General features: G+C 71.6%; 22 protein-coding genes. 12 read left to right on the top strand and 10 right to left on the bottom strand.

What is annotated here, in order from left to right; translation table 11 throughout:
• Positions 1 to 32: 32 nt before the first annotated feature.
• The gene (locus tag QLQ12_RS16090) at positions 33 to 1,115 is read right to left on the bottom strand and encodes a DUF3866 family protein (RefSeq protein WP_282760729.1); all 1,083 of its coding nucleotides are present in this window, start codon (positions 1,113 to 1,115) and stop codon (positions 33 to 35) included.
• Between the two features lie 169 nt (positions 1,116 to 1,284).
• Between QLQ12_RS16090 and QLQ12_RS16085 the strand changes: the two genes are divergently transcribed.
• From QLQ12_RS16085 to QLQ12_RS16055, 7 genes are all read left to right on the top strand, one after another.
• On the top strand, positions 1,285 to 2,274 hold the full coding sequence (locus tag QLQ12_RS16085; protein ID WP_282760727.1) for a helix-turn-helix transcriptional regulator: 990 nt from the start codon (positions 1,285 to 1,287) through the stop codon (positions 2,272 to 2,274).
• Positions 2,275 to 2,329: 55 nt separating this feature from the next.
• Positions 2,330 to 3,295 carry a helix-turn-helix transcriptional regulator gene (locus QLQ12_RS16080; RefSeq protein ID WP_282760726.1) on the top strand — a complete coding sequence of 322 codons (966 nt, stop codon included), beginning with the start codon at positions 2,330 to 2,332 and terminating at the stop codon, positions 3,293 to 3,295.
• Positions 3,296 to 3,384: 89 nt separating this feature from the next.
• The gene (locus QLQ12_RS16075; RefSeq protein WP_282760820.1) at positions 3,385 to 3,627 is read left to right on the top strand and encodes a hypothetical protein; all 243 of its coding nucleotides are present in this window, start codon (positions 3,385 to 3,387) and stop codon (positions 3,625 to 3,627) included.
• A 133-nt stretch (positions 3,628 to 3,760) separates the two neighbouring features.
• Positions 3,761 to 4,120, top strand: coding sequence for a Sec-independent protein translocase subunit TatA (tatA, locus tag QLQ12_RS16070; RefSeq protein WP_282760724.1), 360 nt, complete (start codon positions 3,761 to 3,763; stop codon positions 4,118 to 4,120).
• 9 nt (positions 4,121 to 4,129) lie between these two features.
• Positions 4,130 to 5,095, top strand: coding sequence for a twin-arginine translocase subunit TatC (gene tatC / locus QLQ12_RS16065; protein ID WP_282760722.1), 966 nt, complete (start codon positions 4,130 to 4,132; stop codon positions 5,093 to 5,095).
• Between the two features lie 179 nt (positions 5,096 to 5,274).
• Positions 5,275 to 5,403 carry a hypothetical protein gene (locus QLQ12_RS16060; protein ID WP_282760721.1) on the top strand — a complete coding sequence of 43 codons (129 nt, stop codon included), beginning with the start codon at positions 5,275 to 5,277 and terminating at the stop codon, positions 5,401 to 5,403.
• Between the two features lie 42 nt (positions 5,404 to 5,445).
• A complete protein-coding gene (locus QLQ12_RS16055; protein ID WP_282760719.1) occupies positions 5,446 to 5,649 on the top strand; it encodes a hypothetical protein in 204 nt (67 codons plus the stop codon).
• A gap of 9 nt (positions 5,650 to 5,658) precedes the next feature.
• Here the strand turns inward: QLQ12_RS16055 and QLQ12_RS16050 are convergent, their stop codons facing one another.
• Entirely contained in the window at positions 5,659 to 6,390 is a 732-nt protein-coding gene (locus tag QLQ12_RS16050) for an HAD family hydrolase (RefSeq protein WP_282760818.1), read from the bottom strand.
• Positions 6,391 to 6,489: 99 nt separating this feature from the next.
• Here QLQ12_RS16050 and QLQ12_RS16045 point away from each other — a divergent pair, with 99 nt between their 5' ends.
• The 4 genes from QLQ12_RS16045 (at position 6,490) to QLQ12_RS16030 (ending at position 12,810) form a co-directional block, all read left to right on the top strand.
• Positions 6,490 to 9,246 (top strand): DEAD/DEAH box helicase, encoded by a 2,757-nt coding sequence (locus QLQ12_RS16045; RefSeq protein ID WP_282760718.1) that lies wholly within the window; start codon positions 6,490 to 6,492, stop codon positions 9,244 to 9,246.
• A 377-nt stretch (positions 9,247 to 9,623) separates the two neighbouring features.
• Entirely contained in the window at positions 9,624 to 10,454 is an 831-nt protein-coding gene (locus tag QLQ12_RS16040) for an ATP-binding protein (RefSeq protein ID WP_282760716.1), read from the top strand.
• 17 nt (positions 10,455 to 10,471) lie between these two features.
• Positions 10,472 to 10,816, top strand: a complete 345-nt coding sequence (locus QLQ12_RS16035) for an STAS domain-containing protein (protein WP_282760715.1) — start codon at positions 10,472 to 10,474, stop codon at positions 10,814 to 10,816.
• Positions 10,817 to 10,863: 47 nt separating this feature from the next.
• Complete coding sequence (locus QLQ12_RS16030; protein ID WP_282760714.1) at positions 10,864 to 12,810, top strand: alpha amylase C-terminal domain-containing protein; 1,947 nt, start codon at positions 10,864 to 10,866, stop codon at positions 12,808 to 12,810.
• Here the strand turns inward: QLQ12_RS16030 and QLQ12_RS16025 are convergent.
• Genes QLQ12_RS16025 through QLQ12_RS16005 form a run of 5 tightly spaced genes read right to left on the bottom strand, consistent with a single transcriptional unit; the run spans position 12,797 to position 17,146 of the window.
• On the bottom strand, positions 12,797 to 13,495 hold the full coding sequence (locus tag QLQ12_RS16025; RefSeq protein WP_282760713.1) for a hypothetical protein: 699 nt from the start codon (positions 13,493 to 13,495) through the stop codon (positions 12,797 to 12,799). The genes QLQ12_RS16030 and QLQ12_RS16025 overlap by 14 nt on opposite strands.
• Positions 13,492 to 14,316, bottom strand: a complete 825-nt coding sequence (locus QLQ12_RS16020) for a hypothetical protein (RefSeq protein ID WP_282760712.1) — start codon at positions 14,314 to 14,316, stop codon at positions 13,492 to 13,494. The genes QLQ12_RS16025 and QLQ12_RS16020 overlap by 4 nt, the downstream gene beginning before the upstream one ends.
• A gap of 31 nt (positions 14,317 to 14,347) precedes the next feature.
• The gene (locus QLQ12_RS16015) at positions 14,348 to 14,731 is read right to left on the bottom strand and encodes a VOC family protein (RefSeq protein WP_282760710.1); all 384 of its coding nucleotides are present in this window, start codon (positions 14,729 to 14,731) and stop codon (positions 14,348 to 14,350) included.
• A 10-nt stretch (positions 14,732 to 14,741) separates the two neighbouring features.
• Positions 14,742 to 16,463, bottom strand: a complete 1,722-nt coding sequence (locus QLQ12_RS16010) for an AMP-dependent synthetase/ligase (RefSeq protein WP_328518281.1) — start codon at positions 16,461 to 16,463, stop codon at positions 14,742 to 14,744.
• Entirely contained in the window at positions 16,460 to 17,146 is a 687-nt protein-coding gene (locus QLQ12_RS16005; protein WP_282760708.1) for a TetR/AcrR family transcriptional regulator, read from the bottom strand. The genes QLQ12_RS16010 and QLQ12_RS16005 overlap by 4 nt, the downstream gene beginning before the upstream one ends.
• Positions 17,147 to 17,219: 73 nt before the next feature.
• On the opposite strand from QLQ12_RS16005, the gene QLQ12_RS16000 reads away from it, so the two are divergent.
• Positions 17,220 to 18,017, top strand: coding sequence for an inositol monophosphatase family protein (locus tag QLQ12_RS16000; RefSeq protein ID WP_282760707.1), 798 nt, complete (start codon positions 17,220 to 17,222; stop codon positions 18,015 to 18,017).
• A 49-nt stretch (positions 18,018 to 18,066) separates the two neighbouring features.
• Here QLQ12_RS16000 and QLQ12_RS15995 read toward each other — a convergent pair whose 3' ends face one another.
• From QLQ12_RS15995 to QLQ12_RS15985, 3 genes are read right to left on the bottom strand one after another with little or no spacing between them, the layout of a single operon-like run.
• Positions 18,067 to 18,717, bottom strand: coding sequence for an FHA domain-containing protein (locus QLQ12_RS15995; RefSeq protein WP_282760706.1), 651 nt, complete (start codon positions 18,715 to 18,717; stop codon positions 18,067 to 18,069).
• Positions 18,714 to 19,979 (bottom strand): vWA domain-containing protein, encoded by a 1,266-nt coding sequence (locus QLQ12_RS15990; protein WP_282760705.1) that lies wholly within the window; start codon positions 19,977 to 19,979, stop codon positions 18,714 to 18,716. The genes QLQ12_RS15995 and QLQ12_RS15990 overlap by 4 nt, the downstream gene beginning before the upstream one ends.
• A gap of 9 nt (positions 19,980 to 19,988) precedes the next feature.
• Complete coding sequence (locus tag QLQ12_RS15985; protein WP_282760704.1) at positions 19,989 to 20,951, bottom strand: PP2C family protein-serine/threonine phosphatase; 963 nt, start codon at positions 20,949 to 20,951, stop codon at positions 19,989 to 19,991.
• Between the last annotated feature and the right edge of the window lie 120 nt (positions 20,952 to 21,071).

Raw genomic sequence — 21,071 nt, 5'->3', positions numbered from 1 at the left:
CGTTCCCGGCCGGGCCCGGTCGCGGCCGCCGGTCAGGCCAGCAGCGCGGCGGCGTGACGGCCGGCGGCGGCCGCGGCCAGGAAGTACCCGTGGTCCTGGTCCAGCTTGCGGCCCATGGTGGAGAGCGGGACCGGGCACGCTCGCAGCGCGGCGTCCAGCCCGCCGGTCGCGACGCGGACCAGGCGGTGCCGCCCGCTCAGCGGCGCGAGCGCGGCGTCGACCGCCGCGGCCAGGCCGGGCTCCAAACCGTCCGGCACCGGCAGGTCGGCCGGGACGAGAGCGACTCTGCCGTACGCGGTGAGGCTGTGATGGGACACGCCGAGGTGCCGTTCCCGGCCATCGCCGCCGGAGATCCGCAGCGAGCCGACCGGCCGCCCGCCGAGCACCGCGACCGCGTTGACCGCCTCGCCGAGCGCCACTCCGGAGAAGCCCCAGGTGGTGCCCGTCCCCAGGTTGCCCGGCCCCTGGGCGACGATCGTCACGTCGGCGCGCAGCACGTGCCGGGCCGCGAGGAGCCCGGTGTGCACGGTGCTCGCCTCGAGGTCGCCGCCGAACGCCTGGCCGGTGGTGACCGTCCCGGCGAGGTGGCCGTGCAGGCCGTCGAGAGTGCGGGAGAACCAGGCCGGCAGCGCGCCGCCGTCGGTCATCAGATAGGCGACCCGGGCGTCCGGGCGGTCGGCGTGCACGCCGACCAGGATCGCGGGCAGCGCGGAGTGCAGGTCGGCGGTGACCACCGGCATGCCGTCGATCGACTCGGCGGCGGCCATGACCGCGCGGTGCGGGGACGCCTCCTCGTCGACCCCGAGCCGGATCGGCTGCAGCGGCGTGTAGCGCGCCTTCACCAGGTGACCGGCGTCGCGTGTGGTGCCGTCGTCCACCGGGTCCGGCGGCAGCCGGTCGGGAAGGGCGACCACCAGGGCGTACCCGCCGGTGCCGAGCCCCATGACCAGGGCGCCGACGTTGAGCAGCACCCGGTCGCCGGGCTCCGGGGAGCCGACGAGATCGGGGTAGGCGAGGGCGCGCAGCGGGCCGTCGCCGGTCGTCACGTCGAGCTCGACGGCGCCGCGCCAGCTCCGCCGCACCGACCGCACCGTCCCGGACCGCCATCGCACCATGACCGCGACCCTATCGGGCCGCCTTCGCGGCGTACCCCGGACGGGTGTTTGTTCGTGCCAGGCTTGCGGCGGCACCGCCCGGAAACCGTGAGGAGCAGTCACGAACGCGCCCTTCTCCGGCACAGTGACGGATAACCGTGCGCCGAGGCCGCCTGCTAGCGTTGCGGCCGTGTCGCGCACTCGCACCGAGCGCCTGGTAAACCTGGTCATCTGCCTCCTGTCCACGCGACGGTTCCTCACCGCCGCGCAGATCGCCGCGACCGTGCCCGGTTACGAGCACGACCCGGACGACCCACGCGACCACGAGGCGTTCCAGCGCAAGTTCGAGCGCGACAAGGCGGAGCTGCGCGACCTCGGCGTGCCCCTGGAGACCGGCACGGCCAGCATCTTCGACCAGGAGCCCGGCTACCGGATCGCCCAGCGTGAGTACGCGCTGCCCGACATCCTGCTCGAACCCGACGAGGCCGCCGCCGTCGGCATCGCCGCCCGCCTCTGGCAGCATGCCGGGCTCGCCGCCGCCGCCTCGTCCGGCCTGGCCAAGCTGCGTGCCGCCGGTGTCGAGGTCGACCCGCAGGCCACCCTCGGCGTCGAGCCGGTCGTCACTGTCGACCCGTCGTTCGGGCCGCTCACGTCCGCCGCCCGGGAGCGCCGCGCGGTCACCTTCAAGTACCGGGTGCCCGAGGTCGACGAGCCCAGCACCCGCCGTCTCGAGCCGTGGGGCGTGGTCTGCTGGCGCGGCCGCTGGTACGTGGTCGGCCACGACCGCGACCGGGCCGCCACCCGCTGTTTCCGGCTGTCCCGCATCGTCGGTGATGTCCGGGCCACCGGCCGGGGCGGCGTCTTCGAGCCGCCCGCCGGCGCCGATCTGATCAGTCACGTCGCGCGCTCGTCCGGCCCGATCGCACGCACCGGCCGGGCCACCGTCACGGTCCGTCCCGGCCGGGCGGCGGGGCTCCGGCGCCTGGCCGCCGAGGTCGTTCCCGGCCCCGACGGCGACCGGCTGACGATCAGCTTCGGAGACGTGGAGTGGCTGGCGTCGCGGATCGCCGGTTACGGCCCGGACGCCCGCGCCGACGGCCCACCGGAGTTGCGGGAGGCCGTGATCCAGCACCTCAAGGAGCTGGTGGCACGGCACGAGAGCCCGGCGGTGACGGCATGACCGCCCGCGCCGGGCGGCGCCCCCTCGCAGCGGCAGCGGACCCGGGAGATTCGGCATGACCATCCAGCGGACCCCCTCGGGCGACCGGCTCGGGCGGCTGCTCAACCTGGTGCCCTATCTGCTCGCCCGCCCCGGCATTCTGATCTCCGAGGCCGCCGCGGACCTCGGTGTCACCGACAAGCAGCTGCGCGAGGACCTGGAACTGCTCTGGGTGTGCGGCCTGCCCGGGTACGGCCCCGGCGACCTGATCGACATGGCCATCGACGGCGACCACGTGACGATCAGCCACGACGCCGGCATGGACAAGCCGTTGCGCCTCAACCCCGACGAGGCGCTCGCCCTGGTGGTGGCGTTGCGGATGCTCGCCGAGACGCCCGGCATCGGAACCAGGGACGCCATCGAGCGCGCCCTCGCCAAGATCGAGAGCGCCGCCGGTGACCTGGCCGACGCCCCGGTCACCGTGAAGATGCCGGCCAACCAGAAGAAGCTCTCCGCCGTGCGGGCGGCCGTGGAGTCCGGGCACGCGCTGCGGCTCACCTACTACACCCCGGCCCGGGACGAGACGACCGACCGGGTGGTCGACCCGATGCGGCTGCTGATGGTGGGCGGTTTCAACTATCTGGAGGCGTGGTGCCGGCGGGCCGAGGGGACCCGGCTGTTCCGCATCGACCGGATCGACGCGTTCACCGAATTGGACGACCCTTCCGCGCCGCCGGTCGGGGCGGTGCCGCACGACGTCAGCGACGGTGTCTTCCGGCCCGGGCCGGAACTGCCGCTGGTCACCCTGCGGGTGGGCCGGGGCGGCCGGTGGATCACCGAGTACTACCCGGTCGAGCAGGTGGTCAAGGACAGCCTGGAGTGGCTGGTCACGATGCGGGTCACGGACCTCGGCTGGGCGCAGCGCTTCCTGGCCGGGCAGGGCCGCGACGTCACCGTGGTCGGTCCACCGGAGCTGATCGACCGGATCCGGGCACAGGCCACCACCGCCCTTGACCAGTACGCCGCACCGGGCGCCCCGTGACGCCGGCCACGCTCGGCGGCCATGCCGCGCCGCGCCGGACGGCCTCTCCGGCGGACCCGATCGCGGGCGGCTAGGGTTACCGCGTGCTGATGTGGGTCTGGATCGCCGTGGTGGTGATCGCGCTGATCGTCCTGATCTTTGCCGCGTCGAGGCTGCTGGGCCGGCTCCCCGGCCTGCGGCGGGCCGCGCTCAAGCTGCAGCGGCGGCAGGAGGAGGCCCTCGGTCTCCAAGCCGGCGCGGAGCAGTTGCAGGAGACGATGCTGGGTCTGCAGGAGCGGGCCGAGCGGGCGCACGACAAGGTCGCCCAGATCCAGGCGGCCCGCGGCCGATGATCGGGTAGTTACCGCCCCGTTGTCCAGGGCTTACCAAGATCATAAGAAACCTGAAGCATCCACGGGGCAACATCGCCCGGATCCACACGTACGATGGACCCCGCAACCTGATCCGACCGACTGGAGTCATTCCATGGGCATGCTCAAGCCATGGCACATCATCGTTCTCGTTGTTGTGCTCGTGCTGCTCTTCGGCGCGAAGCGACTGCCGGACGCCGCTCGCTCGCTCGGACGTTCGCTGCGGATCATCAAAGCGGAGACCAAGGGTCTCGTCGACGACGACAACAACAACGTCGCTGAGAAAGCGGAGCCGCAGCACAGCCGCACCCCGCTGCAGGGCGAGGTCCAGCAGCCCGGTTACCAGCAGCAGCCGCCGCCCGCTGGTTACCAGCAGCCCCCGGCCGGCTACCAGCAGCCGGCGCCGCAGGGTTACCAGCAGCCGCAGGCTCAGCCGTTCGTCGACCCGGTGCAGCACCGCACCAACGACCGCTGACCCCGGCCGATGGCACTGAGCCTGCGTTTCAAGAAGGGACCCACCAAGTTCCAGCAGGCCGCTGACGGCTCCATGACGCTGATCGAGCACGTCCGTGAGCTGCGGAACCGGCTTTTCTTCGCCTCCGTCGGCATCGTGGTCGGCCTGATCTTCGGATTCATCCTCTCCGAGTGGGCCTTCACCCTCCTCTCCGCGCCCTACTGCGGCCTCGACTCGTCGTGGACCCTGGGCGCGGTCGGTCAGGGCAAGTGCAACTGGCTCATTTTGGCGCCGGCCGACCAGCTGATCCTCAAACTGAAGATCGCGCTCTGGCTCGGCCTGATCCTCGGCGCACCGGTCTGGCTCTACCAGCTCTGGGCGTTCATCGCCCCCGGCCTGCACCGGCACGAGCGCAAATGGGCCTACGTCTTCGTCGTGATCGCGGCCCCGCTGTTCATGGGTGGCGCGACGCTGGCCTACTTCGTGGTCAAGCACAGCCTCGAATTCATCATGACGGCCGGCATCATCGGCACGACCACCCAACTAGAAGTCACGGCGTACATCGGTTTCGTCACCAGCATGATCATGATTTTCGGGGCGGCGTTCGAGTTCCCGCTGGCCCTGCTCATGCTCAACTTCACCGGCGTGGTCAGCGCGGCACGGTTGCTCAGCTGGTGGCGGACGGTGGTGTTCCTGTCGTTCGCGTTCGCCGCGATCGCCACCCCCGACCCCGGCCCGTTCGGCATGACGCTACTGGCCGCCTGCCTGTCGCTGCTGTACTTCATCGCCGTCGGTGTCGCGTTCCTCAACGACAAGCGCAAGGGTCGCGGCAAGGAGATCTACGCCGGGCTCGACGACGACGAGATCTCCGAGTTGCCGGAGGAGCGGGTGCCGGTCGGCGCGTCCGACCCGATCGAGGCTCCGACCGCGATCGACGGCCCGACCCCGGTCGCGCAGCGCGCGCCGATCGAGCGCCGCTACGACGACATGACTTAGGCCTGCCGGCGCCGCTTCGCTGTGCGGCGAAACGGCTGGTGACCGGTGACGATGCGACGGGGTCTCCGCTACCCGCGATCCTGCGGGCGTGGAGAAGCCGGTGGCCTCGTCACCGGCGGCGTTTGCGGGCCCCTTCGCGGCGGGGCCCGCTGACGTTGAAGGCCGCGGAGGGGATCAGCGTGGCGCTGCGGGGCCAGCGCGCCCACCGGTTCTATCTGGCCCGGACCCTGGACGGCGACGGCGAGTGCCTCGGCCCTCTGCCGGTCGAGGTGAGCTGTGTCCCGGGTGCGGTCCGGTTGCTCTGCTGAGCCGGGTGTCAGATTTCCCGGGGCGGGGGCGAACGGTAGGGCATGACGAACTCGATCGGCAGCAACGCTTCGCTGGCCACCCGCGCCAACTCGCTCTTCGGGAACGCCACCTCGATGTTCGACGGCGCGAAGGACGCGCTCAAGGCGATGGCGGATGCCGCCACCCCGGCCGAGTCGCCGGCCGCGATCGCGGAGGCCGCCGCCACGAGGGGCCGCATCGGGACCATCCTGGACCAGTACGCTTGATCCGGCGGGTCAGGCCTGATTCGCCAGTGCGAGCGTGAGCACCGCGGACAGGCCGTTCGGTTTGCCGGGATCGGCGGCCGGCAGCACCAAGGCGGCGCAGCCCGCCTTGACGGCGCCCGCGTCGGCCGGCGTGTCACCGACCATGAGGGCCCGCTCCGGGTCGACGCCGAGCAGCCCGCACGCACGATAGAAGATCATCGGGTCCGGCTTGATCCGGCCGATCTCGAAACTGAGCGCGTACGCGTCGACGAATCCGTCCAGCCCCCAGGCCGCGAACAGCGGGCGCACGTCGAATGCGATGTTGCTCACCACCGCGACCTTCACCCCGGCCTCGTGCAGCTTGCGCAGTGTCGGCTCGGTGTCGGGATAGGGCAGCCAGCCGTCCGGGATCAGCAGGCGCTCGTAGAGGGCGTCGGCGAGACCCTCCACGTCGGTGTTCACCGAGGCGGCCAGTCCGGTGTAGGCGGCGCGATGACTGTGCGCGTAGAGATCGCGGTCGGCCCAGTGCTCGGCGAGATGCGGCGGCACCCGGTGTGGCACCGGCCCGCCGGCCCGGCCCGCGGTCAGCAGGCGGTCGGCGAGGATGGTGGCCTTTCCCCGGTCGAGTTCCGCGCCGCACGCGGCCGCGGCGGCGAGCACCCAGTTCAGCGGGTCCTCCACCTGGGCGAGGGTGCCGTGGAAATCGAACAGGACGGCCTCGACGGGGCGCACGGGATGGGGCGGATGATCCGTCGGTTCCATGGCATGCGGCACGTCGTGCACCTTACCGACCGCATATGACGCACCCGACGGGCCCATACTGTGGTGCGGATTGTCGTACGCACGAACTAGCCTGGGTCCATGACTAGTCCCGCCGAACGTTATGCGGAATCGAAGCGGCGGGCGGCGCGGGTCGCCACCTATCCCGCCCTCGAGGATTTCATGCTCGATGTGGGCTTCGATCTCGACGACTTCCAGCGGGCGTCCTGCGAGGTGCTGGAGCGGGGCAGCGGTGTTCTGGTCTGCGCGCCCACCGGGGCGGGCAAGACCGTGGTCGGTGAGTTCGCGGTGCACCTGGCCCTGCGGGCGGGGGAGCGCAAGTGCTTCTACACCACCCCGATCAAGGCGCTGTCCAACCAGAAATACCACGATCTCGTGGCTCGCTACGGCGCCGACAAGGTCGGCCTGCTGACCGGTGACAACGCGATCAACGGCGACGCCCCGGTGGTGGTGATGACCACCGAGGTGCTGCGCAACATGCTCTACTCGGGCTCCGACCAGTTGCGCGGCCTGGCCTACGTCGTGATGGACGAGGTTCACTACCTGGCCGACCGGTTCCGCGGCGCCGTCTGGGAAGAGGTGATCATTCACCTTCCGTCCTCGGTCAACCTGGTCTCGCTGTCCGCCACGGTCAGTAACTACGAGGAGTTCGCCGACTGGCTCGTGACCGTCCGCGGCCAGACCGAGGTGGTGGTCAGCGAGCACCGGCCGGTCCCGCTCTGGCAGCACATGCTCGTCGGCCGGCGCATGTTCGACCTGTTCCACGACGCCGACGCGGCCCGCAAACACGACGTGCATCCCGAGCTGCTGCGCTACACCCGCGAGATGGACCGGCGGCTCGAACTCGGCGACCGGGCCGCCACCGGTTGGCGCGGCGGGCGCGGGAAACGCTGGCAGCCGCCACCACGGGCCGAGGTCGTCGACCGGCTCGAGCGCGCCGGTCTGCTTCCGGCGATCCTGTTCATCTTCAGCCGGGCCGGGTGTGACGCCGCCGTCCAGCAGTGCCTCAACGCGGGGCTGCGCCTGACCGACCCCGACGAGCGGGCCGAGATCCGGCGCATCGCCACGGCCAAGGTCGCCAGCATCCCCGCCGAGGACCTGTCGGTGCTGGGTTACTGGGAGTGGCTCGACGGCCTGGAGCGCGGTGTCGCCGCCCACCACGCCGGCATGCTTCCCGCCTTCAAGGAGGCGGTCGAGGAGTGCTTCGTCAAGGGCTTGGTCAAGGCGGTCTTCGCCACCGAGACCCTGGCGCTGGGCATCAACATGCCGGCTCGCTGCGTCGTGCTGGAGCGGCTGGTCAAGTTCAACGGTGAGGCCCACGTCGACCTCACCCCGGGGGAGTACACCCAGTTGACCGGTCGGGCCGGCCGCCGCGGCATCGACGTGGAGGGCCATGCCGTGGTGCTCTGGAGTCCCGATGTCGACCCGCGGCACGTGGCCGGCCTCGCCTCCACCCGCACCTATCCGCTGCGCTCGTCGTTCCGGCCGTCCTACAACATGGCGGTCAACCTGGTCGGCTCGGTCGGCGCGGAGAAGTCCCGCGAGCTGCTGGAGTCGTCGTTCGCCCAGTTCCAGGCGGACCGTTCGGTGGTCGGCCTGGCCCGCCAGGTCCAGCGCAACGTCGAGACGATGCAGGCCTACGGCGAGGACGCCACCTGCCACCACGGCGACTTCGCCGAGTATTTCGCGATCCGGGTGGCCATCGCCGACCGGGAGAAATCGCTGTCCCGGCAGGGTGTGCAGCAGCGCCGCTCGGCCGCCGTCGACTCCCTGGAGAAGCTGCGTCTCGGCGACGTGATCCGGGTTCCGCAGGGCCGGCGGGCCGGCCTGGCCGTCGTCCTGGAGCCGGCGACCAGCGGGTTCGGGGAGCCGCGGCCGCTGGTGCTCACTCAGGACAGGTGGGCCGGGCGGGTCAGTCCCGCCGACTTTGGCGGTGAGGTCGAGGTGCTGGCCCGGGTCCGCGTGCCGCGCAACTTCAACCACCGCGCGCCGGGCGCCCGCCGCGACCTCGCCGCCCAGATCAGCGCCACCGGCCTGGACCGCCACCCGGACCGCCGCCGCGGTGGCCGCAGCCGCGCCAACCCCGGCGAGGACGCCCAGGTCGCCCTGCTCAAGGTCGAGTTGCGGCAGCACCCTTGTCACGCCTGCCCGGAGCGTGAGGACCACGCCCGCTGGGCCGAGCGCCGGCACCGGCTGTCGCGCGACACCGACGCGCTGCGCGACAAGGTCGCCGGGCGGACGGGTTCGCTGGCCCGCACCTTCGATCAGGTGTGCGCGGTGCTGACCGCCCGCGGCTACCTGTCCGCCGACGGCGAGGTCACCGAGGCCGGCCGTATGCTGGGGCGCATCTGGTCCGAGGCCGACCTGCTGGTCGCCGAGTGCCTGCGCCAGGGCGTGTGGGACGGCCTGGCCCCGGACGAGTTGGCCGCCGCCGTCTCGATGGTTCTCTACGAGTCGCGCCGCGAGGGGGAAGACCGTGCGTCGGTGCCGAAAGGCCCGGTCAGCGCCGCGGTCGACGCCTGCGCCAAGCTGTGGGGTGAGATCGCCGCCGACGAGAGCGAGCACGGTCTGTCGCTGACCCGCGAGCCGGACCCGGGTTTCGTCTGGCCGATGTACCGGTGGGCCCGCGGTGAGCCGCTGGCCCGGGTGCTGGCCAGCGGGCAGCAGCACGACGCGGACATGCCGGCCGGTGACTTCGTCCGGTGGGCGCGGCAGGTCCTCGATCTGCTGAGCCAGGTCCGGGAGGCGTCGGCCGCGTCGCCGAGCGTCAAGGAGACGGCCCGCAAGGCCATCACCGCCGTCAATCGGGGGGTCCTGGCTCTGCAGAGCGCTCTGTGATCGACTGATCGCTCGTTGCCGCCCTCCTGTCGCCCGCGTGCGACCGGACTTCCGCGTTGCCGGCGGCGATCGTCGCGGATGGTGAATCTCCGTTGACGGTGTCATTGGGGTGAATCAAGAATTGCGGCGGCGGCATCGACGCTGCTGATTGGTTGCCGTGGGGCTCACCGTCACCCGCGACCGCCGGGAACCTAGCTGGTTCGTCGCGGGGCACGTGGAGTCGCGGCGTGGCTCAGGCGGCGAACGGCGTCCACGGAAGGCCGCACCCCACACCGGTGTGTTCTTCCGCAGCCAGTGCCGCCACCACCCGCACCTCGCCTCGCCCCATGCGATCCGCGAGAAGAGACCTAGAGGCCGGGAGGCCGGAAGTAGGGGAGATGGGTCCGGGCTCACCGCATCTGATCGGGTGGTCCGATGACGCGGTGGCCGACTCGGTGCTGGCCGTCATCGACGCGGACACGGCGGTCATCGAGCTCACGGTCTGGGGTGGCTGGGACCGCACGCTGTCCGCGCAGGCCCGGCTGGTGGTCGACAAGTGCCTGGCCGAGCATCCGGCCGGGTTGATCGTCGACCTGCACCATCTGCGGGACCCGCACGCGGTGAGCGCCCCGCTGTGGCTGACCGCGTGCGCGCAGGCGGCGGCGATGACGCCGCCGGTGGCGATCGCGGTCTGTGTTCCCGCCGGAATGCCGCTCGCGCGCCGGCTGCGGCGGCTCGGCGCACGGGACTGGCTGGTCTTCTATCCGACGGTGCCTCAGGCCAGGGAGGTGCTGGCCGGCCGGCATCCGCTTGCGGACCGGATGCATCTGGCTCTGCCGCCGGACCAGGCGGCGGCCGTGCAGGCCCGGTCGCTGGTGACGGACGCCTGTGCGGACTGGGGCCTGGATCACCTGGCCGAGCGATCCCGGCTGGTCATCTCCGAGCTGGTGGTGAACGCGGCCGAGCACGCGGGTACCGATATCGAGGTGGTCGTGTCGTCGCGCGGGCCGGCTTCCGGGGTGGCGCTGCACCTGGCCGTCTACGACGGGGACCCGGTGTTGCCGCGGGTGCGTGATCCGGTCGCGGGACGGTTCGGGCCGTCCCTCTCCGAACGGGGCCTCGGGCTGCGGATCGTGGGTGCGGCGGCGTCGTCCTGGGGGGCGCTTCCAGCACGTGGCGGCAAGCTGGTGTGGGCCATCATCCGAACACGGCCGGAGGTCTCCTGGTGAGAGGGAACGGGACGAGGATGGACGGCTCGCGTGACGGCGACCGTCTGCTGATCAGTCTGTACGGAAGCCTGGACGCGATGTCGGTGGACGCGTTGCAGAGCCAGCTCTACGACCTGACCCGGGTGTACGACCTGATCGGCGTCGACGCCCCAGTCCGGCAGATCCACATCAACGTGGCCGGGGTGGACTTCTGCGACGCGGCCGGCCTGCGCATGCTGGTCGCCGCCCGGCGGGTGGCCGAGGCCCGGCACGCCACCTGTCACCTGCACGACCCGCAACCGCACCTGCGGTGGCTGCTGCGAGCCACCCGCGCCGCGGACCTGTTCGACGGCCTCCAGCCGGGGCCGGAGGGCGCTGTGTAAGAAGGTGGACAGCCGCCCGGAGCCTGAAGGGGAGGACCCTGGGAGCCATGGCGGCCTCACAGGAACACATCACCGCCGGTACGCCGCGCGGTGTGACCATGGTGGACGGTGGCGTCACTTTCCGTTTCTGGGCGCCGGCCGCCCAGCGGGTGTACGTCTCGTTCCACGGCGTCTTCACCTACGACCCGGACCCGGCCGACGAGTTGGTCCGCGACCCGGAGACCGGCGACTGGACCGGCTTCTTCGCCGGGGTCGGCGCCGGGACGAAATACCGCTTCTACGTCGTCGGCGCGGGCGGGGAGGGTTTCAAGCGCGACCCGCGTGCCCGTGAGCTGGAGCTCCACGGCTATCCCGATTGTGACGCCCTCGTCGTCGACGACTCGACCTATCCCTGGCATGACGAGGACTGGTCCTCACCGGCGTTCGCCGACCTGATCGTCTACCAGTTGCACATCGGCGTCTTCTCGGCCACCGACCCGCGCGGACGGGATCGGCGGGCGCACCGCACGGCCAAGCTGCTCGACGCCGTGCAGAAGGTGCCCTACCTGCGGAATCTCGGTGTGACGGCGATCCAGCCGCTGCCGGTGGTGGAGTTCCAGGGGGAGTGGAGCCTCGGCTACAACGGCACCGACCTGTTCAGCCCCGAGATGGACTACTGCGTCGACCCGCACGCGCTCGCGCCGTACCTGGACGCGGTGAACGACCTGCTGGCGGCGAAGGGCGCCGGCCCGCTCAAGCACGAGGAGCTGGCCGGCCAGGTGAACCAGTTGAAGGCGTTCGTCGACATCTGCCACCTGTACGGCATCGCGGTGATCTTCGACGTCGTGTACAACCACGCGGGCGGCGGCCTGGACCCGCAGAGCATCGACTACATCGACCTGCCGGAGCATCCGGGCCCGTTCAACAACGCCTACTTCTCGGCGGAGGGCTGGGCCGGCGGCCGGGTGTTCGCCTTTCAGAAGCCGGAGGTCCGCGAGTTCCTGATCGCCAACGCGCTGATGTTCCTGGAGGATTATCACGCGGACGGGCTGCGCTTCGACGAGGTGTCGGTGATCGACGCCAAAGGCGGCTGGGGGTTCTGTCAGGAGTTGACCGCGGTGCTGGGCGAGCGGGCGCCGTCGGCGGCGCTGATCGCCGAGTACTGGGGTGAGCACCGCTGGCTGGCGGTGCAGCCGCGGCCGCACGGGATGGGCTTCGCCCTGGGGTACAGCGACCGGCTGCGGGAGGCGGTGCGGGGTGTGATCGCGACCGCGGCGGCCGGGGGTCACGGGCCGGTGGGCATCGGCCGGCTCACCGGCGGGCTGCACCGGACCGCGCACGTGGGCGAGGCGTGGCGGGCGTACCACTGCGTGGAGAACCATGATCTGGCGCTGGACGCCGACGACCATCGGGCGCCGCGCATCGCGCGCCTGGCCGACTCCTCCGATCCCCGGTCCTGGTACGCGCGAAGCCGCTCCCGGATCGCCACCGGGCTGCTGATGACCGCCCCCGGCGTACCGATGATCTTCATGGGCCAGGAGTTCCTGGAGGACAAGTTGTGGAGCGACAGCCCGGGCCGCTCCGACCGCCTGATCTGGTGGGACGGCGCCTTCTCCGACGACCGGCACATGGCCGACTTCCTGCGGTTCAGCCGGGACGTGATCGGCCTGCGCCGGAGCCTGCCGGCCCTGCGGTCGGAGGGCCTGAACGTCTTCTCCGCCGACGAGGACAACCGGCTGCTCGCCTTCCACCGCTGGGTGCCGGGCGAGGGCCGCGACGTCGTGGTGGTGCTGACGCTGAGCGAGCGGACCCTGCACGGGTACCGGCTCGGCCTGCCACGCCCGGGCCGTTGGCGGGAGGTGTTCAACAGCGACTACTACGACCACTTCCCGAACCCGCGGGTCGCCGGCAACGCGGGAGCGGTGGTCGCGGCCGGTCCGGCCATGCACGGCCTGGACCAGTCCGCGGTCCTGACCGTCCCCGCGAACGGCCTGCTGGTCCTCAGCGCTTCGTGACGGGAACGATTACCGGCTGCCCGTGGCCGCTGAGCGTCGTGGTCAGCCGGTGCTTCTGGCCATCGGAGTCGGCCTCGATCACGAACGAGGTGATCAGGCCGGCGCCGTCGGTAGTCACGTTCACCCGGATCGCGCCGCCGAGCGGCGAGTACGCCGACACCGTGCCGGGCGCCCCGATGGGCAGGAAGGAGTAGCCCTGCACGACGTTGGAGTCGGTTTTCACGTACACCCAGTAGAGGTTGGGGCCGGCGAGCCGGACGTCTTGGATCGCCTCCGCGAAGGAGTTCAGCCCGGTCGGGTCGGTCAGGTCGAACCCGCGCCGGGACTGCCAGTCCATGGCGCCGATCTTGATCCAGGTCTCCTTGCCGTTGGCCCGCACCTCTTGGTAACCGCTCTGCAGGCTGCCCGGGGTGATCTCCAGTTTCGAGACCAGACGCTTCGCTTTCGCGTCGAAGGCGCCGGAGGCGGCCAGCTTCTTGCCGCCTGGCAGGGTGCCGTCGACGGAGTACGCGTACGACGAGGCCCGGGTCCGTTCCAGTATCGGGGTGAATTCGTCGACGACGATCGGATACGTGGGACGCGGGCTGGGCTCCGGCGCCTCGGGCAGGGGCAGGCTGATGCAGCCGGTGCTGAGCAGGGCCGCAGCGAGCGGCAGGGCGAGACGATAGCTCTTCACGGTGGTCACTTGTCGTAGTAGAAGTCCATGGCCTCGCCGAAGTTGGACGGCTTCTTGATGCCCGACGGCTTGCCGTGCTCACTCAGCTTGGTGACCATCGTCAGGGTCTCCTGCCGGTCCTTGAGCTCGACGCCGATCGTCGTCACCCAGCCGGCGGCGTCGGTGGTCGCGGTGAAGGTGGCGGCGCCGCCGAACAGCACCGAGATGGCCGGGGTGCCGACCGGCAGGAAGCCCTCGTTGAAGCTGTCGCCCTTGATGTCGAGGGTGCCGCGGAAAGCGTTCGCGCCGGTGCTCTCGACGGTGGCCACCGTCGAGACGAACCGTGCGAAGCCGGTGGGGTCGGTCATGTCGAAGTAGTAGAGGGAGTCCTTCTTGACCCTTTTGAGATTGAGGTGGACCCAGGTCTCGCCTTTCTTCTGCCGCGAGTAGAGGTCGGTGCCGACCACGATCTGCTGGGTCTGCTCGGTCTTCGCGCCGCCGCCGCTCACCTTGTAGTCGACGGTGATCCGCTTGGCCTTCGGGTCGAAGGCGCCGGAACCCGCGACCTTCTTCTTGTCGGGCACGTCACCGCTGACCACGAACTTGTAGGTGGTGTTCTTCGACTTCTCCAGAGCCGCCATCAGCTGCTCGCGGGCGTCCGGCCCGGCCGGGGCGGACGCCGGGGCCCCCGATGCCGTCGGCCGGGAGGCGGCGCGCAGCGCGGAGGAGCCGGAACCGCCGGCGGAGCCGTTGGCCGGCGTGGTGCAGCCGCTGATCAGCAGACTGGTGGCGGCGACGAGCAGCGCGGCGCGGTACGGCTTCATGGTCTTCTCCCCCGTGTATCGATGCATCGAAGACCATAGTCGATCGCGTAGCCGTTGTTTACGCAGGCCAGGTGCGGGCGGTGGCGTCGAAGAGGCTCTGCTCGCTCTGCACCGGGACCACGCACAGCAGGTGGCCGCCGGGCGCCCGCAGCGTCTTGTGTCCACCGTGGTCGACCACCACCGAGGCGCCGAGCGCGAGCAGCCGGTCCGTCTCGGCCGGCACGTCGTCGGTCTCGATGTCCAGGTGGTACCGGGGCGCGTCGTCGACCGACTGCACGTCCACGGCCAGGCCCGGAAAGGCGTCGTGGAGTTTGATGAACTCCTCCTCGCCGGGGATCGGCTCGGCGGTCGTGCCGAACACGCCCGCCCAGAACGCGGCGGCGGCGGGAGTGTCGGTGGCCGGGGTGTCGATGAAGAGCCCGAAGAGGCGGCTGCGATGCATGACGAGAACCCTATGTGTAGAGACTGTCCAATTGCGACCGATAACGGTCCTCGGCGACCCGGCGGCGCAGTTTCAGCGACGGGGTCAGGATGCCGCTCTCGATGTCGAGGTGATGGTCGAGGATCAGGAACCTCTTGACCGTCTCCCAGGGATTGAGATCGGCGTTCAGCTTGTCGACACAGCGGGCGACCTCCGCGGTCACCTCCGGCGAGCGGGTGATCTCGGCGTACGAGCCGGTGAGGCCCAGCTTGGCGACCGCGTCCGGGTCCAGGTCGATCAGGGCGGTGACGTACTTGCGGTTCTCGCCGTGGACGAGGATCTGGCCGGCCAGCGGGCACAGCGCCTTGAACCGGGCCTCGACCGCCTGCGGGGCCACGTACTTGCCGTTCGAGGTCTTGATCAGATCCTTCTTGCGGTCGGTGATCCGCAGCGAGCCACGCGCGGTGATCTCGCCGATGTCGCCGGTGTGCAGCCAGCCGTCCACGAGCACCTCGTCCGCGGACAGGCCGTGGTATCCGCTCATCACGCCGGGACCGCGGAGCAACACCTCACCGTCGGGGGCGATCCGGACCGCGGTGCCGGGCAACGGGCGGCCGACGGTGCCGTACTCCGGGTCGTCCGGCCGGTTGAAGATCGTGGTGGCGCAGGACTCGGTCAGGCCGTACCCCTCGGCGATCGGCAGGCCGACGGCGCCGAACCAGGCCGTGATGTCGGGGGACAGGGCGCTGGCGCCGGAGATGAAGTAGCGCATCCGGCCGCCGAAGCGGGCCCGCACCTTCGACAGGATCAGCTTGTCGGCCAGCACGTTGCGGTGACCGGCCTTGACGGCCCACGCGAACAGCCGGCCCTTGAGGCCGCCGCCGACTCCGGCGTTGACCGCTGCGTACACCTTCTCGAAGATCCGCGGCACGGCCGGCATGATGGTCGGCCGGACCTCGGCCAGCCGCTGCACGATCCGGCTCACGTCGCCGTCCACCGCGAACTCGAAACCGACCGACAGCTGGCAGGAGAGCAACGCCTTGCCGAACGCGTGCGACAGCGGCAGCCACAGGTAGCCGACGTCGTCCGGCCGCACGATACCCATCGCCTGGATCGCCAGGCCCTGGTAGACCCATGCGCCGTGGGCGATGCGCACGCCCTTCGGTTTCCCGGTGGTGCCGGAGGTGTAGATCAGTGTGGCCAGGTCGTCCGGCCCGACCGCGGCCGTCGTCCGTTCCACCAACTCCGGGTCGGCCCGCAGAGCCTCGCGGCCCCGGGCGCGCAGCTCGCCGAGGTCGTCGAGCAGGAACACCCGCTCTACGTGCGGGGCCACCTTCTCCCGCTGGGCGGCGTCCTCGGCGAACGCGAACCGGCTGCCCGAGTCGGTGAGGACGTGCCGGACCTCCTCCGGTGACGACGACGGGTAGACCGTCGTGGTCGCGCCGCCGGCGCACATCACCCCGAAATCCGCCTCGATCCACTCGACCCGGGTGCCGGACGCGATCGCGACCCGGTCCTCCGGCCGCAGGCCCAGCGCGATCAGCCCGGCGGCGATCTCACGGACCGCCCGCGCGGTCTCCGCCCAGGTCTGCGCGGCCCACTCGCCGCCGCCGGCTCGCGGCCGCCGATAGGCGACCCCCTCGGGGGTACGGGCGGCGCGCGCCAGGAACATCGCGCCGAACGACGCCGGGGTGTCCCTCCGCAACTCGGTGAGCAGGGCTTCCTCGGCCGCGGGTGCGGTGCAGTCGGTCAACGTGTCTCCTCTTGCGCGGGCTCGTCCACCATGCGGCACAGCCAGGCGGACAGTTCGGGAACGAGGGCGGTCAGGTCCGGTTCGGGTTCGGCGTCGAGGGCGTCCGAGGCGATCTGCCGCAGCGCGTGGATCGCGCCCAGGTAGGCGCTGAGCGGGACCGCTGTGGCCGTACCCGGAAATCGTTTCTCGCGTAGCTCGCGGATGAACCCGGCCAGACGGGTGAGCGCCGTGCGGCGCCGCTCGCGCGCCGTGCGGCCGAGAGCCTCCATCTCCACCCCGAAGGCGCGGGCCGCGACCGGGTCGCTCTCCAGGATGGCGAGGTACGTCGCGACGAAGCCCCGCACGCACCCGGCCCAGTCGGGGCCGTCGCCGGCCGCGAACCGCGCGTCGTCGGCCGCGAGGCGCTCCACGAGGACCGCGATGAACCGGTCGTAGGCGGCGTAGACGCAGGCGTCCTTGTCGGCGAAGCACTCGTAGAACGCGGCCCGGGACACCGCCGCGCGGGAGCAGATCTCGCGCACCCCGAAACCGCGGTAGCCGCTGCCGGCCAGCAACTCGGTGGCGGCGATCAGCATGCGCTCCCGCTGGGCGGCGAGGACCTGCTCGCGGGCCAGTTCGTGCCGGCCGCGGGGCAGGCTGGGCGGCGTCGTGAAGACGACCCCGCTGGCTATCTGAGTACGCATTGTTACTTGGATATTCTCATGAACTTCCGCCGTCACAGGTCAACCCCTGGACCGCCCCGGGCAGGATGGAACCGTGGCTGACGACTTCGACCGTCCCGATGACCTCAAGCTCGCCCAGGAAGCCGCCCTCGCCGGCGCGGCCGAGGGCCTGCGACACTTCGCGGCGCTCGCCGGGCTGCCGCGCGAGCTGAAGAAGGACGGCACGGTGGTGACCGCCGCCGACCGCGCCGTCGAGGACCGGATCCGTGAGGTCCTGACCGGGGCGCGCCCCGGCGACGCGATCCTCGGCGAGGAACACGGCGAGACCTCGGGAGAGGCGGGCCGCCGGTGGATCATCGACCCGATCGACGGCACCCACCTGTTCGTCGAGGGCGACAACCGGTGGCTGGTGCTGATCGCGCTGGAGGACCGGGGCGAGATCACCGTCGGCGTCGCGGCCGTGCCGGCCCAGGGCCGGATCTGGTGGGCCATCCGCGGCGGCGGCGCCTGGGAGGCTCAGATGCTCGACGGCCGCATCCTCGACGAACAGCGGATCCACGTCGCGCCCGGTCCCACGCCCGCGCTCGCCGAGACCCGCCTCGGGGTGGTGCCGCACTGGGGCAGGGAACCCTTCGCCGCCCTGATCGACGCCACCGACGAGCGGCCCTGGCCGGTGCAGCCGTCGCTGATGGTGGCGCGCGGCGACCTCGACCTGGCACTGCAGACCGGCGGCCAGATCTGGGACTTCGCCGCCACCTCGCTGATCGTCACCGAGGCCGGCGGAAGTTACCGCGGCCTGGACGGGCGGACCCGGCCCGGCCCGGGCGCGTCTCTGTACAGCAGGAACGCCGAACTGGCCGGCGTCGCCCTGAAGGCCGTGACGAACCCCTGACGGGTGGCCGCCGCCCGGCTCGGCGGCCGGGCGGGGGTGCCACGCCGGTTTACGGGGCGTGCAGCGTGATCGTCGTCCAGGCGCCGACGTGCACCTGGTCGCCGTCCTTCAGCGTCCGGGACTGGCCGGCGCCGAGCGGCTGCTCCTCGTCGTTGACCCAGGTGCCGTTGGACGAGCCCACGTCCGAGAGCAGCCACGTGCCGTCGATGCTCAGGGTGAGCAGCGCGTGGCTGTGCGAGACGCCGGGGTCCCCGGTCTCGGCGGCCAGGTCGAGTTCCGGTGCGGTGCCCTTGGACGCGCTGCTCCGCCCGATCCGCACCTGCGGCGGCGCCAGCGGCACGGTCTTCGGCGCCGCGTCCGCGGGGAACACCACGCCCTCGATGTCGTTGAGCGCGAAATAGCCGGGGTCGGCGACCACGGTCGCGGTCCACTGCCCGGCCGGCGCGCTGACCGGCGGCGGGTCGATCCGCGGGACCCGGCCGGTGTTGTGGTCGTACCCGCAGTCCTCGCAGAACCGGACCGCCCCGGCGCGCGGCGCGCCGCAGTTCGGGCAGGCACCGCCGGTCGAGGCTGGAGCCGGGGACTCGGTGACCACCGCCGGGGCCCCGGCGGGCGCTGCCCCCTCGATCCGGGTCCCGCACGTGTCGCAGAAGTCGCCCTCCGACGACGTGTGGCCCTTCGGGCAGGTGTAGGTGGTCACTGGCCGCGCCCCACCCGGACGGTCTTGGTCGAGCGGGTGTCCAGAGCCATCTCGTCCTCGGCGGCGACCTTGCGCTTGAGCCGCACCGTGCCGGTCACCGCGTCCTCGATCTCCACCACCTTGGCCAGCAGATCCTCGGTCGCCTTGTTGCCGCTGGCGTGGGCGAGCTGCGCGGCCCGGCCGAACTTGATCGTGGCGGTGCGGTCGTCGCCGGCCTCGCGGGCGGCGAGGCCGGCCTGGATCGCGTCGGCCAGCTCGGCCTGCCCGGTGTAGTGCGCGACCTGCCGGTTGATGCGGGTGGAGAGCGCCGAGTCGTCGGTCCAGACGGCCCGGACCAGGCAGCGGGCGTGCTCGGTGTCGCCCTCCATGATGTGCACCCGGGCGGCCAGCATCTCGTCACCGGCCGAGCCGGCCGGCACGTCGATGCACAGGTGATAGTCGCGGCTCTCCTGGCCCCAGGAGCCGAGCGGATAGCGCCCGGCCCGTGGGCCGTCCTCCACCCGCTTGCCGGTCAGGTCGACGACCTGCGGCTCCACCTGCTTGACGAACCGGACCGTGCTGTTCACCGGCGTCCACACCTTGAGCTGCACGTCCGCGGCGGTCTTGCCCATCGCCGCGGTGATCATCTGCTGGAAGGAGGTGGTCAGCTCCATCGGCTTGGCGACGATGTCCACCGTGCCCAGCATCCGGTCGGCGATCTTGCGCAGCTCGGCGACCTTCCAGCTCGCGCCGACCCCCCGGCAGTCGCAGACGAACTGCTCCTTGATCTGGTCCAGCACGCTGTCCAGATAGCCGTGCCGCTCCCCGTTGTCGCCGTCGGTGAGCAGGATGGCGTGCTTGATGTCGCCCGGCCGGGACGCGAACAGCTGGGCCGCGAGCAGCAGCCACGCGCCCATCGCGGTGCCGCCGTTGGCCTGCAGCCGGTCGATCGCCTGCGCGGCGGCCGCCCGGGTCTGCGGCGACGCCACCGCCAGCTCGCCCGGCGCCGGGAAGAGCTGCTGCGCTGTGCTGACACCGGCGATGATGGCGAACCGGACCCCGTCGTCGATGCACTCCACGGCGGCCTTGGCGGCCTGACGGGCCGCGCCGATGCGTCCCTCGGCCTGCATCGACCCGGACGCGTCGACAATGATGATCTCGGTCGCGCCGCCGGAGCGGCGGCCGCCCTCGCCGCCGCTCGACGTGACCGTCACGATCGCGTTGACTTCGCTCGCACCCAGGGCGAGGTACTCGTTCTGGAATGCCTCGGCGGTGTACGACACGCGGACTCCTTAAGCGTCGGTGGTGTCCAGTGGGATGGTCTTGTCGAAGTCGGTGGCCGGTTTCGCCTCCGCGGCCGGAACCGGGATCAGCGCGACCGTGATGTTGTCCCCGCCGCCTGCCGCGTTCGCGTAGGCGACCAGGGCCCGGGCCGCCCCCAGCAGGCTGTTCGTGGCGCGCAACGACTCCCGCACGACGGCGCCGAACTCGGCCGGATCGGGCAGGTAGTTCCACAGGCCGTCGCTGCACAGCACCAGATGCCCGGCCTCGGACGCGGTGAACGACCGCACCCGCGGCCGGACCGGTCCGGCGTCGGCGCCGAGCCAGGCGGTGATGGCGTGCGCCTTCGGGTCGTTCATCGCGGCCACCGGGTCGGCACCCATCGCGATCACGTGAGTGGCCCACGAGTCATCCTCGGTGAGCTGCTCGGCGGGGCCGTCCGGGCCGAGCCAGTAGATCCGGCTGTCACCCACCCAGCCGTACCCGACGTGCGGCCCGCGCACCGCGGCGGCCACGATCGTGCAGGCCGGGTTCGCGGCCGCGCGGCGCGGATCACCGGTGTGCGCCAGCGAGGCGACCGCGGCGGCGGCGCCGGTGATCGCGTGCGCGGCCGCCGCGGCGAGACCCACGGCGCCCGGCGGGCGTTCCAGGTCCTCCAGCGGGACGGTCTCGTCCGGGTCGCCGGCGACCGGCGGCGGGGCGTCGGGATGGCGGGCGCAGGCCAGCAGCTCACCGGCGGCCCGGACCGCGATGTCCGAGGCGGCGTCCGGGTCGAACGACGCGGAGACGCCGTCGGAGACCACCACGTCGGCGGCGTTCGTGCCGACCGCCAGCCACATGGCGTCCTCGTTACGGCGGTGCCGGCGGCCGCGGTCGCTCACCGCCGCTCCGGCCGCGCCACCGTCGGCCTCCAGATGATCGCGGGACCGGCCGGCCAGCATGCCGCACTCCTCGCAGTATCCGTCATCGCCCACGGAGCTCTCGGCTCCGCACCGTGAGCAGTTCTTCCGCTTCGGGTCCGCGGGTTCGACCGTTTTCTCCTCCGGCGGCGGTTCGGCGAGCCTACGCCCGCACGACTCGCAGAAGGTAGCGCC

Origin of the sequence: Actinoplanes sandaracinus, assembly GCF_030009775.1 — a bacterium.
GTDB classification, from domain to species: Bacteria; Actinomycetota; Actinomycetes; order Mycobacteriales; family Micromonosporaceae; genus Actinoplanes; species Actinoplanes sandaracinus.
The sequence above is the reverse complement of the archived record's forward strand: the minus strand, read 5'-3'. Positions and strand labels throughout refer to the sequence as shown.

Bases quoted from the DNA above. Each gene is read 5' to 3' on its own strand.
- QLQ12_RS16090 (WP_282760729.1), bottom strand. From the start codon at position 1,115: ATGGTGCGATGGCGGTCCGGGACGGTGCGGTCGGTGCGGCGGAGCTGG.
- QLQ12_RS16080 (WP_282760726.1), top strand. From the start codon at position 2,330: ATGACCATCCAGCGGACCCCCTCGGGCGACCGGCTCGGGCGGCTGCTC.
- QLQ12_RS16075 (WP_282760820.1), top strand. From the start codon at position 3,385: ATGTGGGTCTGGATCGCCGTGGTGGTGATCGCGCTGATCGTCCTGATC.
- tatA (WP_282760724.1), top strand. From the start codon at position 3,761: ATGGGCATGCTCAAGCCATGGCACATCATCGTTCTCGTTGTTGTGCTC.
- tatC (WP_282760722.1), top strand. From the start codon at position 4,130: ATGGCACTGAGCCTGCGTTTCAAGAAGGGACCCACCAAGTTCCAGCAG.
- QLQ12_RS16055 (WP_282760719.1), top strand. From the start codon at position 5,446: ATGACGAACTCGATCGGCAGCAACGCTTCGCTGGCCACCCGCGCCAAC.
- QLQ12_RS16050 (WP_282760818.1), bottom strand. From the start codon at position 6,390: ATGGAACCGACGGATCATCCGCCCCATCCCGTGCGCCCCGTCGAGGCC.
- QLQ12_RS16045 (WP_282760718.1), top strand. From the start codon at position 6,490: ATGACTAGTCCCGCCGAACGTTATGCGGAATCGAAGCGGCGGGCGGCG.
- QLQ12_RS16040 (WP_282760716.1), top strand. From the start codon at position 9,624: ATGGGTCCGGGCTCACCGCATCTGATCGGGTGGTCCGATGACGCGGTG.
- QLQ12_RS16035 (WP_282760715.1), top strand. From the start codon at position 10,472: ATGGACGGCTCGCGTGACGGCGACCGTCTGCTGATCAGTCTGTACGGA.
- QLQ12_RS16030 (WP_282760714.1), top strand. From the start codon at position 10,864: ATGGCGGCCTCACAGGAACACATCACCGCCGGTACGCCGCGCGGTGTG.
- QLQ12_RS16020 (WP_282760712.1), bottom strand. From the start codon at position 14,316: ATGCATCGATACACGGGGGAGAAGACCATGAAGCCGTACCGCGCCGCG.
- QLQ12_RS16015 (WP_282760710.1), bottom strand. From the start codon at position 14,731: ATGCATCGCAGCCGCCTCTTCGGGCTCTTCATCGACACCCCGGCCACC.
- QLQ12_RS16005 (WP_282760708.1), bottom strand. From the start codon at position 17,146: ATGCGTACTCAGATAGCCAGCGGGGTCGTCTTCACGACGCCGCCCAGC.